The sequence below is a fragment of the Protaetiibacter mangrovi genome (genome assembly GCF_024752305.1).
Lineage (GTDB): Bacteria > Actinomycetota > Actinomycetes > Actinomycetales > Microbacteriaceae > Homoserinibacter > Homoserinibacter mangrovi.
The window spans coordinates 705,010-720,128 of record NZ_JANTHX010000007.1 but is presented as its reverse complement, the minus strand read 5'-3'; the positions used below and the strand labels follow the sequence as shown (position 1 = coordinate 720,128).

The 15,119-nt window shown below is 68.5% G+C and carries 12 protein-coding genes; 2 read left to right on the top strand and 10 right to left on the bottom strand.

The window, feature by feature from the left end:
• Genes NUH29_RS11135 through NUH29_RS11110 form a run of 6 tightly spaced genes read right to left on the bottom strand, consistent with a single transcriptional unit; the run spans position 1 to position 8,793 of the window.
• Positions 1 to 3,003, bottom strand: coding sequence for an alpha-mannosidase (locus NUH29_RS11135; protein WP_258799196.1), 3,003 nt, complete (start codon positions 3,001 to 3,003; stop codon positions 1 to 3).
• Positions 3,004 to 3,054: 51 nt separating this feature from the next.
• Positions 3,055 to 4,311 (bottom strand): amylo-alpha-1,6-glucosidase, encoded by a 1,257-nt coding sequence (locus NUH29_RS11130; RefSeq protein ID WP_258799194.1) that lies wholly within the window; start codon positions 4,309 to 4,311, stop codon positions 3,055 to 3,057.
• Positions 4,311 to 5,264 carry an aldo/keto reductase gene (locus NUH29_RS11125; RefSeq protein WP_258799193.1) on the bottom strand — a complete coding sequence of 318 codons (954 nt, stop codon included), beginning with the start codon at positions 5,262 to 5,264 and terminating at the stop codon, positions 4,311 to 4,313. Before NUH29_RS11125 ends, NUH29_RS11130 begins: the two co-directional genes overlap by 1 nt.
• Before the next feature lie 34 nt (positions 5,265 to 5,298).
• Positions 5,299 to 6,144: an alpha/beta hydrolase family protein gene (locus tag NUH29_RS11120; protein ID WP_258799192.1), complete on the bottom strand. Its 846-nt coding sequence runs from the start codon at positions 6,142 to 6,144 to the stop codon at positions 5,299 to 5,301.
• Positions 6,141 to 6,899: an RraA family protein gene (locus NUH29_RS11115; RefSeq protein ID WP_258799191.1), complete on the bottom strand. Its 759-nt coding sequence runs from the start codon at positions 6,897 to 6,899 to the stop codon at positions 6,141 to 6,143. The genes NUH29_RS11120 and NUH29_RS11115 overlap by 4 nt, the downstream gene beginning before the upstream one ends.
• Entirely contained in the window at positions 6,892 to 8,793 is a 1,902-nt protein-coding gene (locus tag NUH29_RS11110) for a DUF8034 domain-containing protein (protein WP_258799190.1), read from the bottom strand. The genes NUH29_RS11115 and NUH29_RS11110 overlap by 8 nt, the downstream gene beginning before the upstream one ends.
• Before the next feature lie 86 nt (positions 8,794 to 8,879).
• Between NUH29_RS11110 and NUH29_RS11105 the strand changes: the two genes are divergently transcribed.
• Positions 8,880 to 9,704, top strand: coding sequence for an amidohydrolase family protein (locus tag NUH29_RS11105; RefSeq protein WP_258799189.1), 825 nt, complete (start codon positions 8,880 to 8,882; stop codon positions 9,702 to 9,704).
• A 3-nt stretch (positions 9,705 to 9,707) separates the two neighbouring features.
• On the opposite strand, the gene NUH29_RS11100 is transcribed toward NUH29_RS11105, so the two are convergent.
• Genes NUH29_RS11100 through NUH29_RS11090 form a run of 3 tightly spaced genes read right to left on the bottom strand, consistent with a single transcriptional unit; the run spans position 9,708 to position 12,789 of the window.
• The gene (locus tag NUH29_RS11100; RefSeq protein ID WP_258799188.1) at positions 9,708 to 10,598 is read right to left on the bottom strand and encodes a carbohydrate ABC transporter permease; all 891 of its coding nucleotides are present in this window, start codon (positions 10,596 to 10,598) and stop codon (positions 9,708 to 9,710) included.
• Positions 10,595 to 11,524: a carbohydrate ABC transporter permease gene (locus tag NUH29_RS11095; RefSeq protein WP_258799187.1), complete on the bottom strand. Its 930-nt coding sequence runs from the start codon at positions 11,522 to 11,524 to the stop codon at positions 10,595 to 10,597. The genes NUH29_RS11100 and NUH29_RS11095 overlap by 4 nt, the downstream gene beginning before the upstream one ends.
• Positions 11,521 to 12,789 carry an ABC transporter substrate-binding protein gene (locus tag NUH29_RS11090; RefSeq protein ID WP_258799186.1) on the bottom strand — a complete coding sequence of 423 codons (1,269 nt, stop codon included), beginning with the start codon at positions 12,787 to 12,789 and terminating at the stop codon, positions 11,521 to 11,523. The genes NUH29_RS11095 and NUH29_RS11090 overlap by 4 nt, the downstream gene beginning before the upstream one ends.
• Before the next feature lie 136 nt (positions 12,790 to 12,925).
• On the opposite strand from NUH29_RS11090, the gene NUH29_RS11085 reads away from it, so the two are divergent.
• Positions 12,926 to 13,579, top strand: a complete 654-nt coding sequence (locus NUH29_RS11085) for a GntR family transcriptional regulator (protein ID WP_258799184.1) — start codon at positions 12,926 to 12,928, stop codon at positions 13,577 to 13,579.
• Here NUH29_RS11085 and NUH29_RS11080 read toward each other — a convergent pair.
• A complete protein-coding gene (locus NUH29_RS11080) occupies positions 13,568 to 15,112 on the bottom strand; it encodes a sulfatase family protein (protein WP_258799183.1) in 1,545 nt (514 codons plus the stop codon). The genes NUH29_RS11085 and NUH29_RS11080 overlap by 12 nt on opposite strands.
• Between the last annotated feature and the right edge of the window lie 7 nt (positions 15,113 to 15,119).

The following is a 15,119-nucleotide window of genomic DNA, read 5'->3' as shown; positions in this document are numbered from 1 at the left end:
CTAAATCGCGCGACGGAGCCGCAGGGTGACGATCTGGAAGGGCCGGAACGCGAACGGTTCGCCGCCGAGCACGCGGCGCCCGTCGACGTCACGCTCGAGCAGATCGTTCTCCACGACCTCCGTGACCGGGATCCCCCACTCGAAACTCGCCATCTGCCGGGTTCCGGTCGATTCGTACAGCCGCACGATCAGATCACCGCTGCGGTCATCGGCGAACTTGAGCGCTTCGACCACGACGGCAGGGTTGTGCGAGGTGACGAGGGGCCCCACCGGACCAGCCCCGGTCAGGGGGCGATTCGGGCTGTTGATCGCGTAGCCGGCCGCGACCGCGTCGGCCGGGTGCGCGGAGGGCACGAGCCAATAGGTCAGCGAGTGCGTGCCCTCGTCAGCTCGCGGGTCGGGGAAGGTCGGCCCGCGCAGGATCGTCAGATGCACGGTCGTGGTCGTACCGGCCGGCGACACCGTCCGTCGCACGTCGTGCCCGTAGGTCGAATCGTTGACCAGGGCGACCCCGACGTCGCCCTCGTGGATCTGCAGATACCGGTGTGCACAGATCTCGAAGCGTTCGAAGTCCCAACTGGTGTTCTCGGGGATCGGTCGCTCGATGAATCCGAACTGGGTCTCCGAGCTCGAGGTCGTCGCCCGCAACGGGAAGGGGAAGGCCACTTTCACCAGGGTCTGCCGCTCGTGCCAGTCCACGTCGAGACCGAACTCGACCCGCTCGGCGCCCGGACGCAGCGCGACCGTCTGCACGAACGTGCTGCGGTGATGGCGGCGGCGCACGCGGATGCCGATCCGGTCGCCGTCCTCGAACGGCTCCATCCCCTCGGTCGCGGCGTCGAGCTCGACGACCGAGTCCCGGTAGTAGCGGTCGATGTCCCACGCATCCCATTGCGCGGGAACGTCGGGATGCACTTGGAGCAGGTTCGCGGGCGACTCCGGGGAGATCACTTCACGTCCGGTCGCCGTTTGGAGGACCGACCGCACGAGGCCGGCGTCGTCGATGCGCACCCGCAGCATCCCGTTGTCGAGGACGTAGCCGCCCGCGTGGGGCGCGATCGTCACCGCCGCCTCATCACGCGGAGGCGCGGCGTCGATCGCCGCCGAGGTCGCGCCTGCCGCGTCGTGGGGGGCCGACCGCGCCACCAAGGGCACGTTTCCTTCGCCGGCGAGCACACGGAGGGATTCGGCGATCATCGCCTCGAGCCGCTCCGCGATCACCGCGTACTCCTCCTCGACCTCGCGGTGCACCCACTCGATCGACGACCCCGGGAGGATGTCATGGAACTGGAACAGCAGCACCCGCTTCCAGAGGGCGTCCAGATCGTCGTATGGATACGGGGCGCCCGCCGTGACCGCTGCGGTCGTCGCCCACATCTCGGCGGCTCGCAGCAGGTGCTCCGCGCGACGGTTGCCCTGCTTCGTCGACAGATGCGACGCGAACACGCCCCGGTGCATCTCGAGGTACATCTCCCCGGTCCACACCGGGGGATCCGCGTGGTCGGCCGCCGCGTCGTCGAAGAACTGCTGCGGGCTCGCCATCCGCACCCGCGGAGCGCCCTCGATGTCGGCGAAGCGATGTGCCCGGCCCAGCATCTCGCGGGTCGGGCCTCCTCCGCCGTTGCCGTGCCCGAACGGGAGCAGCGAATGCCGGGCCTTGCCCTTCTCCCGGAAGTTGCGCACGGCACGGGCGAGCTCCTCGCCGGTCACCTTGCCGTTGTAGGTGTTGACCGGCGGCATGTGCGAGAACACCCGGGTGCCGTCGATCCCCTCCCACAGGAAGGTGCTGTGCGGGAAGACGTCGGTGCGGTTCCACGAGATCTTCTGCGACATGAACCACTCGGAACCCGACAGGGCCATGATCTGCGGGAGGGCGCCGGAGTAACCGAACGAGTCCGGCAGCCACGCCCCGCGCGGCTCGGTCCCGAACTCCTCCATCACGAATCGCTTGCCGTGTACGAACTGCCGCGCGAGGGCTTCACCGCCGGGCAGATTCGTGTCCGACTCCACCCACATCCCGGCGACCGGGACGAACTGGCCCTCCGCGGCCTTCTCCTGCAGGTCGCGGAAGAGCTGTGGCTGGTTCTGCTTGATCCACGCGAGCTGCTGCGCCTGCGACATCACGAACACGAACGAGGGATCGCGGCGCATCAGGTCGAGCGCGTTCGAGGCCGTGCGCACCGCCTTGCGTTCGGTCTCGCGCAGCGGCCAGAGCCACGCCGTGTCGATGTGCGCGTGACCGACGGCGGTGAGCACGTGGGCCGACGCGACGGCGGGAGACCTCATCACGTCGCGCAGTTCGGCGCGGGCCGCGGTCGCACTGCCCACGACATCCTCGAGGTCGACGGCGGCGACGGCGCGGTTGAGGGCGTAGAGGACGTCCCAGCGGCGCGGGTCCGCCTCCGCCAGCTCGCCCATGAGCTCGCTGAGCACCTCGATGTCGAGCACGAGCTCGGCGACCTCCTGGTGGAACACCGCGACATCGGCGACCGCCAGTCGATAGATCGGCGCCGCGCCGAGACCGGCGCCGAGTTCGCGCGCCGCGAGGCCGTCTTCGATGTGCGGATTGCCGGCGGCCTCGAGGAAGAAGGTCAGCTCCGCCGACCCGTCGTAGTCGTCCGTGAGGCGGAGCCACCGGTTCGTCGGATGCAGCCCTTTGAGCGGAGATCCCTCCGCCGAGTAGGCGAGCCCCTCGGCGCTCATCCCGGGACGACCCTCGGTGAATCCGAGATCGATCACCGCTTCGAGCACCGAGCCGGCCCAGCTCGCCGGCGGCCGCGCCGTCATCCGGAACCAGGTCGTCCCCCAGGCGTTGCCCCACGGATCCCCCACCTGGAACGGGGTGAAGTCGCGGGCGAGGGCCTCCGACGCGGGCACCGGCTCCCCGTCGAGATGGTGGGCGGAGACCTCCAACCGCTGGGCGGGGGCGTGCACCGCGGGCCGCAGAACCTCCACGAGGATGCGGCGGATGCGCAGTTCCAGGATCTTGCGTTCGTCGTGCATAGAGAAAGACGTTCCTGTTCGTTCGAGGGGCGGCCGGGACGGGACGCCGGGTCAGATCGACGTCGGGTCGACGTGCGTCCGCAGATCGGCGAGGATGCGGCGACCGAGCATGTTCCAGCTGATGAAGTCGGGATTGATGAGGGGCGCGCCCGTCTCCGAGTCGTAGTACTCGTGGATGGTGCCGTTCGCGACGATGTCGTCGCACATCACTCCGACGAGGCGACCGGCGATGCGATCCGCCTCCGCGGTGTAGCCGTAGCGCGCCAGCCCGTAGCAGACCAGGAACGTCGGGAGCCCCCACACCGGTCCCTGCCAGTTCGAGGGATTGCTCATGGCGACGTTGTTGAAGAAGCCTTGGCTCTTCGCGCTGGAGCGGATGCCGACACCGGACAGGAACTCATCGCTGTCGAGCACGTATCGGCGGATCAGGCGATCAGCCTGCTCGCCCGTCGCGACCCCCGCCCACAGGGGGAACAGACACGCCCAGGTGTGCCCCTGCAATTGCACGGCCCAGGTGATCTCCTGGTAGGTGCGCCAGGTGGGTTCGGTCAGGTCGACGTGGCAATACCGTTCGGTGCTGCGGTCCCACATGTAGGTGTTGATCGCGTCACGGAGCTCCTCGGCGCGCGCCTCCCACTCGGGTGCGACCTCGGGGTCGGCGACGGCCGCGAGTCGCGCCATCGCCCGCAGCTCGCGGTAGTGGAAGCAGTTCATGTCGACCAGCGCGACGCGACTGCCCGGACGACCGTAGATCGCCGGATCGTTGTCGATCCCGGTGCCCGAGCCGTCGACCCAGGCGTACAGCCCGAACCGGTCGCGCGTGGTGCGATCGAAGAAGCCGCGGATCGACACCAGCGTCGACCACCAGGCCCGGATGGTATCGGCGTCGCCCTCGAACGCGCACACCGCCCACTGCGCGTGAAGCGGCTGCGCGACGTGGTCGTGCTCCGCAGTGCCGTCCGCCCGGATCAGGCTCGGCGGCCGGCCGTCGTCGAGCACGTTCTCCAGCAGATTCTCCAGAGAGCCGCGGAAGTGGGTCTCGGCTTGGGGCAGTAGACCGAGCCCCAGGAAGTAGGCGTCCCATGTCCAGAGCGAGTCGTAGACCGCGCCCGGCACGAGGTAGGGATGCGCGAGCCCCTGGTCGCGCATCACGAGCGGGCCGATTCGATCCAGGTAGTCGGCGAGTTCGTGCCGTTCCCCGAGGGGGCGCGGGCGGATCGGGAAGGTCGCGCGGGGATCGGGGTTCTTGCCGGAGGCGGCCCGCTGACCGTCCCGGTCGAACTGCGCCGGCCACGGTCGGTCGCTCATCACGCTCCTCGTTCCTCGCTCGCGGGGGCGGCGGTGGGCAGCTCCGCGGGGATCAGCTCCCGCTCCTTGAGGGCGTCCCACAACTCCGACGGAATGTCGTGGTCCACCGCCGCCCGATTGGCGCGCACCTCGTCTGGTGTCCTCATCCCGACCACGATCGAGGCCACCGCGGGATGGGCGAGCGCGAACTGCAGGGCGACGGCGGATATCGGAGTCTCGTACTCGGCGCAGACCGCCGAGATCCCGCGTACCTTCTCGACGATCTCGGACGGAGCGGCCTTGTACTTGTGGCGGCCACCCGGGTCGCCGTTCGCGAGGATGCCGGTGCTGAGCACACCTACCGGAACGACCGAGGTACCCGCCTCCCGGCACTCGTCGAGGAGTGCGGCGCCCGTCGTATCGAGCAGGTTGTAACGTCCGGCGATCATCACGACATCGACGTCGAGCCGATCGACGAATCGCCGCGCCATCTCGACGTCGTTGAGCCCGAACCCGATCGCCGACACGATGCCCGCGGCGCGCAGATCCCGCAGGGCCGGCCACGTGCTGCGGTGCACTTCCGCCTCGACGTGGTGCGGGTCGTGGACGTAGACGATGTCGACCGCGTCGACCCCCATCCGGCGCAGACTGTCGTCCAGCGAGCGCTCCACGCCCCCCGCGTCCCAGGCCTCCACCAGTCGGGTGTGCGGTCCGCCGGGGAAGGCTTCGGGGGCGGTCGCGTCCGGTACCACGACGCGACCGACTTTGGTGGAGATGATCGGACGTTCTGCGAACGGGCGCACCGCACGGCCGACCCGTTCTTCCGCGACGCCGTGCCCGTAGAGCGGCGCGGTGTCGAGGTAGCCGATGCCCTGCGCCACGCTCTCCCGGATCGTCGCGACCGCGTCGTCGTCGGAGACGCTCTCGTAGAGCCAGCCGAGCGGCGCGGTGCCGATGCCGAGTGCGGGCACCATCAACTCGGTCGCTCCCACCCGCCGGAGGGGTCGGTCACCCATCGGCGACCGCCCGTTGGTCGACGGGAGCGACATGCGCCAGCCACTCCATCACGTGGTCGAGTTCGCGCGCGTGATAACCGTGACCGGCATCCGACATCTCCTCGTATTCGACGGCGTCGCCTGCTCCGTCGGGATCGGCACGCAACCGCACGGCGAACCGATGGGCGAGCGCCGCCGGAGCGATCCAGTCGGTCTGCCCGGCAAGCAGCGACAACGGGCGCCCCGCGAGATGCTGCCGCGTGAGCTCGGTCAGGTCGAGGTCGGCCAGGCGGGAATGCGCGCCGAACTCGGCCAACGCCGGCAGCGAGGTGGGCTCGATCACCGGGATGAGTGCGACGCCTCCCCGGATGCGCGCGTCGCCAAGCAGTCGGAGGATGGCGTGGAGACCACCCCAGGAATGTCCGACGATGACGACGTCCTCGGCTCGCCCGACGAGTCCCGCACTGACCGCGCCGTCGATCAGGGCGGGAGTCTCCTCCATCGCGGTGCGCAGCAGATCAGCCCCCTCGCCGCGAGCGCACCTCGCGAGAGCATCGAAGGGCGACGGGGCGTCGCCGAGCCGTTCGCCGTGACCCGGATTCTCGGGGACGAGGATGCGGTACCCCGCCGTCAGCATGCCCGCGACGAGCCGCGGCGAGATGCGGTTCTGCGGAATGCCCGGCAGCACCGCTTCGGATCGCGGGGCGCCGAACCCGTTGGAGAACAGCACCATGGGCGCATCCCCACGATCGGGCTGCGCGAGGTACGTCGACGGGATCCCGGCCAGCGTCACGTCGGAGACGAAGGGCCAGACACCGTTCTCGTCGACAGCCCGCACGTCGGACGTCTCTGTCGTCACGAGCCCGTCTTCCACCGCTCGTATTCGTCGCGGGAGTTCGCGCTCAGCGGGTAGTAGTCCGACAGCCGCGCCCCCTGGTCGAGCCGCATCCGGCTGAATGCCTCCCACTCCTGGTGCTCGCGCACGACATCGCCGAGCTCTTTCGCCCGGGACTGCGGAACCACCACGGCTCCATCGTCGTCCGCGACGATCGCGTCGCCCGGCAGGCAGAGCGCGCCGCCGACCGCGATCGGTACGTCGTACGCCCACGGGAACAGGTCCGACTGCGACGCGTAGTGCGGGGTCGCTCCGAGGCACCAGATGGGCACCCCGAGCCGGGAGACCCGGTCGAAGTCGCGGATGTACCCGTCGACGACGATGCCGGCTCCGCCGCGGCGTTTGAAGTAGCGCACGAGCATGTCGCCGAGGCAGCCCGTGTACGGGTTCCCATATGCCTGGATGACCAGGACGTCACCGGGTTGCACCTGCTCGAGCACGGCCCAGAGCGCCGTGGTGCGTTCGATGTCCTCCTGCGCGGTGCCGGAAGCGATGTCCTCGCGTTGCGGCATGAACTGCAGCGTGAGGGCGGCGCCACGCACCGACTGCCCCGGGCTGATCGGACGCGGACCTTCGATGAAGGTACGCCGGATGCCCATCTGGTGGAGCTTGGCGCACGCGGTCGCCGCGCCCACCTCGGCCAAGCCTTCGAGCATATTCGCGTCGGGGCGGCGATACTCACCGCCCCGGATCGGGAGCTCGAAATTGAGGTCACCCATGGGTCACACCCTCCTGTCGTGTAAGTCGGTCGGGACGCGAGAACGGGCTCGCGGCGGTCGGAGGATTCGCGTTGAGGTCGAGGCGCAGTTCGAGTACGGCGACGCCGCGGCCGGGGAGGTCGAGCCACAGCTCCGAGCGGCCGTGCGGCACCGCGGAGCCGTTGACGGCCGCCTCCCGCACGGCATGCTGCGCGAAGGCACCCGCCTGCACGACAACCGACCGCGCTGTCTGCTCCGTGTTGACGATCTCGACCCGGAACCGGTCGGGGTCGATCGACGTGACCAGCGCCGCGACGCCGGGTGGGAGTCCCGGTCGGCGGGCTGCGGGATCGAAGTACCGCACCCGGGCTTGGGGCAACCCGCCGTTGTAGAGCACCTGGGGCGCACCCCAGGTCAACTGCATCAGCGCCTCGGTCACGACCGGGGAGAGCTGCTGCCAGAGATTGAAGTCCGCCCCGACCTCACCCGACGAGGCGCGGATGCGCGCGAGACGGTCGGCGACGACGGCGAGCGCGGCGTCGAGCACGCGGCGGGGGTAGTCGGGGTTGCGCCCGTCGAGATAGACCAGCCAGGGCTCCTCATGCCCCGCTTCCTCTTTGCTCCTGAACACATCGACGTCGGTCCAGGGGTAGCTCGAGCCCGCCTCCAGGTCGTCGAGTTGCAGCCGGTCGCGCTCGTCGCCGGTGAGGTGCCACATCCCGAAGCTGAGGGCGGTGCGCATGGGCTGGAAGTCGAACCATCCGTGTTCACCGTGGCGGAGCGGCACGAGCAGCGTGGGCTCGACCCACCGCGGGCCGAGCCGCTCCTTCCAGCGCTCCGGGAAGCTCATCGCCTGCTCGGCCGGGATGGCGACCCGTGCCTGGTCCACGGCCATGCGCAGCGGGGTACGCCCGAGTTCCTGGAACGAGGTCCCCCCGCCGATCAGCACCGCGTTCTGCGTCGCGACGACGGCGGCGGTCCCGACGGAGTTGATGCCGTGCGGCCACGTCCATCCGTAGTGCCCGCCGTACCAGCGGCCGCCCAGCAGTTCGCCGACCGTGCCGTCGGGGCCGACGTTGTCGGGAAGCGTGCCGCCGAGCGCGCGATCGCGCCAGGCACCGGCGTACTCCAACACCCAGTCGCGATAATGCGGATCGCCGGTCACCAGGTACGCCGTAGTGGCCAGGCTCGTCGCGACGAGGTTCACGGCCACATCGCCGCGCCCCATGCGCCGCGCCATCTCGTCCGCGTACGTGCGCGCCTTCGCCGGGTCGTTCATCAGGTCGTCGATCGTGGTTCCGGGAGCTACCCACTCCAGCGGCAGGCCGTAGCGGGCGAGGACCGGACTCCACGGGAACACTCCACTACCGTTGAGGCCCTCGCGCGGACCGTCGGCACCCGACTGCGGGGCACGGATGATGCGGTGCGCGGGGTCGTAGTTGCCGTTCCGGGGATCGGTGTATAGGCCGGCGAATCGCACGACCCGCGCACGGAAGGCATCGTCATCCGGATCCGCGAGGCAGATGCCGAAGAAGAACAGCAGGCCCTCTCCCTGGTGGAACCAGTCGTACCCGCGGTCGTACTCCCGCGTCAGCATCCCCATCTCGGCGAGATGCGCTGTCGTGCCGGTCCAGTGCCATTTCGACACCTCGAGCAGATCGCTGCTGCCCCCGAGCATGTAGAGCAGGGGCCAGTTGAAGAACGGCTCGTAGAAGTCGTCGACACCGTCCCGGTCGTCGGGCAGTCCTCCGAGTCGGCCCGAGAACCGCAACCGCCCGTCGGGCTCGGCGAACGTCACACTGAACGTGCGCCACGCCTCGTCGAGGGCCGCGAAGAGTCGCCGCTGCCCGAGCGCCCAGTCAGGCGCGGTCTGCCACGTCTCCGTCACGGCGATGTGGCTCATCGTCGAGTCCACCTGTCTCGCTCCTCCGGATTCCGAACGCTACCTCGCGCCGTCAACCACGCTAACACACCTAATTCGATAATCGATAGAGTGCACCTATGACCGCGGACGCCTTGCCCATCGACACCCACGCCCATGTATGGAATCCGCAGCGCGGGCACGCGTGGTTGGCGAACTCGCCCGCCGTGATGCGTCGCGAGTACTCGGTCGCAGATCTGCTCGCTGAAGAGCTCGGATCTCCGCGACGCCACATCCTCGTCGAGGCCGGGCACGGCGACCCCGCGGCGGAGGCAGCCGGCCTCCTCGCGATCGCCGCCGCTGAACCGCGCATCGCCGGCGTCGTCTGTGCCGCGCGATTCGACTCCCCCGCCGACGTGGACCGTGCCCTGGATGCCGAACGCGGCCCGGGCGCCCTCGTCGGCCTGCGTGACTCCCGGCGGGGCGCCGGGGCGCCGACCGCGGCAGGGATCGCCGCCTTCGCGGCGGCCGCCCCGTCGGTCGCGCTCGAGACGGCCGCCCCGTGGCACGGTCGGCCGTCCTGGTACCGCGCGGCCTCCGAAGCCGCCCCGTCGCACGTGGTGATCGACCACCTCGGCGGCGTGCCCGCCGACCCCGAATCCCGGGCGGAATGGCGGGCCGCCATGCTCGACCTCTCGACCGTGCCCACGGTCTTCGTCAAGGTCTCCGGGCTCCTCACCAACGACGCCTGGCGGGACAGCGGACGGCCAGCCCCTGACGTCGTCGACATCCTGAACGCGTTCGGCGCCGACCGGCTGCTGGTCGGTTCCGATTGGCCGATCTGCCGCCGGGTGGCCGACTCGACGGCGTCGTTGGAGACCGCCGTGACCCTGGTGGTCTCGACGGTGCCCGGGCTCAGCGAGGAGCATCTGTCCGACAACGCGTCGCGGGCGTACCACCTCTGACCGTCACGACTTGAGCGCTCCCGTGGTGAGACCGCTCACGATATGCCGCTGCATGAAGACAAAGAAGATGAGCAGCGGCGCGATCGCCAACAGCAGGTCGGGGAAGATGATCGTGTAGTCGTTGACGTAGAGCCCGAAGGCCGCGTAGATGCCCGTCGTCACGGTCTTCGGCGAGAACGGCCCGAGGATGATCTGCGGATGGACGAAGTCGTTCCAGACGCCCATGCCGGTCAGAATCACGACCGTCGCGACGATCGGCCTCATGAGAGGAAATATCACTGACCAGTAGCGCCTCAACATCCCGGCGCCATCGATGATCGCGGCTTCGTCGATGCTCCGCGGGATCGATCGGATGTACCCCACGAACAGGAAGATCGTGACCGGCAGGTGGGCGACGACCTGGAACAGCACGAGCCCGGGGAAGGAGTTCATCAGCCCGAGGGTGCGCAGCACCGTGGTCGCCGGGATCAGGATCGCTTGTCCCGGAATGAAGGTGCCGAGCAGGAAGTAGAACAGCAAGGCCCGATGGCGGGTGTTCAGTCCCCGCGAGATCACGTATGAGACGGGACCGGCGATCACGATGAGCAGAACGATGTTCACCACGACGAGCAGCGCCGTGTACCCGTAGGCGCCGACGACGTTGAAGTTCGGGTTCACCAGGGCGAACTGCAGGTACTCCAACGAGATGCGGTCGAACGGGATCTCGAACGGGGCGGCGACGATGTCGCCATTGGTCTTGAACGCGTTGATGATCACCACGTAGAGCGGCACGAGCCAGAGCAGGGCGATCGGGATCAGCACGGCGTGGCGCACGACGGCGGCGGCACGCGCACCCGCGCGGCCGCGCCGACGCCGTGTCGGGCGCACGGGAGCGATCGAGGGGGTGGTGGTCATGTGATGTCCTCGTTCCGGCGACGGAGTAGCAGTACGACACCGGCGAGGACGATCGTCGCCAGGAAGAGCAGTACGGCGCCCGCACTCGACTGTCCGACCTGACCACCCGCCAGGCCCAGCGAGATGATTCGGTAGGCGATGGTCTCGGTCTGTCCCGCCGGCCCGCCGCCGCCGGTCAGCGAGACGATCAGGTCGTAGGTGCGCAGCAGACCGATCGACGTCAACACGATGTTGATCGTGACAGTGGGTCCGAGTAGCGGCCAGACGATCTTGCGGAATCGCTGCCAGGCGTTCGCCCCGTCGACCGACGCGGCCTCGAGCAGCTCTGCCGGGACGGTCTGCAGCCCCGCGAGGTACAGGATGACGGTGACGCCCAGACTGTTCCAGATCGTCACCCCGATGACGGTCGCCAGCGCGGTGTTCCCGTCCGAGAGGAAGGGGATCGCGGGGAGCCCGATGCCGCGCAGCAGGGAATTGATTGCCCCATCCGGATTGAGGATCGCACGCCAGATGAACCCGACGACCAGTCCGCTGATCACGAACGGGTAGAAGATCGCGGCCCGATAGAGGTGGTAGATCGTGCCGGGGTGGTTGAGCAGTACCGCGAGGCCGACCCCGATCACGTTGATCAGCACCGTGCCGACCGACGCGAGCACCGCTGTGACCCCCAGCGCCCGCACTGAGTTCGCGTCGCTGAGCAGCCGCACGTAGTTGTCGAATCCGACGAAGCCGCGGAACGTGCCGAACGAGTCCAGCGACGCGAAGCTGTAGACGACTGCGAGCACCGTCGGCAGCAGTTCGAACAGGGCGAACAAGGCGATCGCCGGGAATGCCATCGGGAACTCGGCGAGGCCGGCGAGCCGGCGACCGAGGGGCGCGGTGGGACGGGAGACCCGCCCCACCGCGCCCTTGGAGATGGCCGTCACTGGCCCACGTTCGAGGTCCACCACTGGTCCATCTCGGCGGCGATATCCGCCGGGGAGGAACCCGTGAAGAGCTTCTGGGAAAGGCTCAGCACGCCCTGCGGGAAACCCGGGGGCGGTACGTTGTCGCCGCGCTCGAACGAGATCGGCGTCGAGGCGTCACCGAGATCCTGCAGCTCCGTCAGCAGAGGGCTCATCTCGAACGAGGTGTACGGCGAGAGTCCGCCATCCGCCTTCACGAGGATGTTGATCGCATCGCTGTCGGTGGACAGGAACTCCACCAGCGTACGGCCAGCGTCTTCGTGGCGCCCGGCGGTGAGGACGCTCCAGCCCATGGTTGGGTTGACCGCCCGCGGAGGCAGGTCGTCCGAGGACGAGGACGGCAGCGGGAAGACGCCGATGTCGGCCGGGTCGGTCGCCTGGTCGACGTTCGCGTTGAGGAAGCTCCCGATCGGGAACATCCCGTAACCGCCGGTTGCGAAGTCCGCGGCGACGGTGCCGTAGTCGAGTCCGAGCGCATCCGAACGCACGTAGCCCTCCTGGATCCAGCGCTGGGTGCGCTCGAGCACGTTCTGCCAGGCGCTGTCGACGAAGGTGGCGTCACCCGCATACCGATCCTCCAGCCACTGGTCGCCGTCGTCCATGAATTCCTGGTACGCCTGCATGCGCAGCTGCGCCCCGGGCACGAAGCCACCGGACGTCGCGATCGGCACGTAGCCGGCCGCCTTGAGCGCAGCGGCGGCCTCGTCGACCTCTTCCCACGTGGTCGGCAGCTCGGTGATCCCGGCGTCTTCGAACATCGTCTTGTTGTAGAAGAAGACGCCGGAGATCTGATAGGCGGTCGGCACGTAGTAGATCGCGTCACCGAAGAGCCCGGCCTGACCCAGACCAGGTTCGGCCGCCGCTTCCTGCGCCCACGCCTCGTCGCTCAGGTCGACGAACTGCTCTTCGTTGTCGGGCGTGATCGGCGTCGACCCAACGACGTCCGGCGCGTTGCCGGAGGCGACGAGGGTGGCCAGGAAGGTCGCGTAGTCCTGCCCGCCCGAGTTGAGGAGCCGCACGGTCACATTCGGGTGCTCGACGTTGAAGTCGTCGATGACCGACTGGTAGACCGCTTCGGTCAACGTGCCCGTGATGTTCACGTACCAGTCGACCTCTTGCGGCTCTTCGGGGGTTTCAGTTGCCGCGCAGCCACCGAGGGCCATGACGCCGGCGAGCAGGATGCCGGTGCCGACGAGCGCGCGTGATCGCTTAAGTTGCATCACCATTGTTGCCTCTCACGAATCGGCTATCGCATATCGATAGCACTCTGGCAGTTTGCCGTGACCGTCGAAGGACGTCAAGTCGCGCGTTCTCGATTTGCTCGTATCGATATGGTGTCGGAAGAACGCGAGGAGCCAAACCGTGACCTCAACTGCACCCAAACTCAACCGGGATCTTCTCTCGGATCAGATCTACTCGCAGATCCGTGACCAGATCGTCTCGGGCGAGCTCTCGCCGGGCGACCGGGTGGTCGAATTCGACCTCTCGCGCTCGCTCGGCGTCAGCCAAGCGCCCGTGCGCGAAGCCGTGAAGCGCCTCGCCCACGAAGGACTGCTCATCCACGTGCCGCGACGCGGCAGCTACGTGGCCGAAGTCCGTCCGGAGGAGGCGGATGCCGCCCGCCAGGTACGCACCGTCGTCGAGGAGATCGCGGCGCGCGCGGTCGCGGCGCATCCTGAGCCGGAGACGATCGCCGCCCTCCGCGCACGGGTCGAGGAGATGCGCGCCGCCGCGGCCGCGCACGACATCGGAGCCTTCCGGGATGCCGACATCGCCTTCCATCGCGAGGTCTGCGAGGCCTCCGGCAACGGTTTCGTGACGCGCCTGTGGACGCTCATGGAACCCAGCCTGCGAATGTGGCGGGTGGTCTCCGACCCGCTGTTCACGGGCGACTGGACGCGGATGGCGCTGGCGCACAGTCCCATGGTCGACGCCGTCGAGGCCGGCGACGCCGACGCGGCGGGGCGGCTCTTCGCCGCCCACGCCCATGGCCGGGGCGCCGACTCAGCGCTCTGAGTCGGGCGCGGTCTGCTGGTAGTCCCCCGCCGCCCCCAGCTCGAACGCGCTCAGGGTGGGGTCGTAGTCCAGGTCGCCGATCTCGTACATAGAGGTCATCCAGTGGAAGAAGTTGTCGCCACGGTCCCGCAGAGCGCGGTACAGCCGACCGATCAGGTCACGCCGCACGTGCGCGAACTCGGGATGCTCATACCGGTTGTGCAGTTCGAACGGGTCGGTCGCGAGGTCGTACAGCTCGTTGCGTGACTCCGGATTGACCACCAACTTGACGTCCCCGCGGCGGATCATGCGCTGCGGGTACGGGAAGTGATGGCCGTGGAACTCGCAGATGATCTGGTCGTCCCATTCGACATCCTCCCCGCGCACGAGCGGAAGCAGACTGCGGGAGTCCACTGCGGGAGCGGGGTCCAGACCGGCGAGCTCGAGAATCGTGGCCGTTGTGTCGAGCAGGCTCACGAGTTCGTCCGACTGGCCGGGGGGACATCCGGGTACCGCGACGATCCCGGCTGTGCGATAGATGTCGTCGTACATCGCCGGGCCCTTGTCGTGCAGCCGGTGCGCGCCGGTGAACTCGCCGTGGTCGCTGGAGAACAGGATCGCAGTCGAATCCGAGAGCCCGAGCCGCTCGAGCGCCTCGTTCAGCCGACCGATTTCGGCGTCGATGAGGGAGACGTATCCCCAGTAGACCGCGATGAGCTTGCGTGACTCCTCGGGCGTGAGAGTGTCGAACCCCCAATGCGCGCTGTAATTGCGCTGCACTGCCGGCTTGTCGGCGAAGGTCTCGGCGACGGACTCGGGGAGTTCGATCGCATCGGGGTCGTACATGTCGTAGTACTCGTCCGGAACCAGATACGGCAGGTGCGGCCCGAAGAAGTTCAGACTCAGGAAGAACGGCCGCGCCGATTCCTTCCACTCGCCGCCGTAACGTTCCAGGTGCTCGATCGCCCGATCGGTCAGGTAGCGCTCGAAAGTCGCCTCGATCGGCTGACGCAGTCGGGCCGCCAGCAGATTGCCCGCGCGCCCGTTGGGGAGTGTGCCGCGGATCGGTTCCGTGATCTCATACTCGGGCAGTCCTCGCTCGCGGAGGTAGGCGAGATAGTCCGGATGATCCACCGGATTGTGCCACCCCGGCAGGTCGACCGAGTCGAACCCGTAGTCGGCGGCGGTGAGGTGATACCCGGCGTGCCACTTCCCCACGAGCCCGCAGTTGTAACCATGCTCCCGCAGAGCGCGCGAGAAGACGAAGACATCGTCCGGGAGGTCCTCGACGTAGGCGACATTGCGCTCGTGATTCGCGAGCACGCCGTGCCGGAATGGCGCCTGGCCGGTGAGCACGCTCACCCGAGCCGGCGTGCAGATCGCGGTCGGCGTATGCCAGCGGTCGAAACGCATCCCGCGGGCGGCGAGCGCATCCAAGGCCGGCGTCGCGACCACGTCGTTGCCATAGCAGCCGAGGGTGTCGCGGCGATGCTGATCGGTGAAGAGGAACACAATGTTCCGGGGGCCGGGCGTCGTCGCGTCGGCGTCGACCATCGGGACT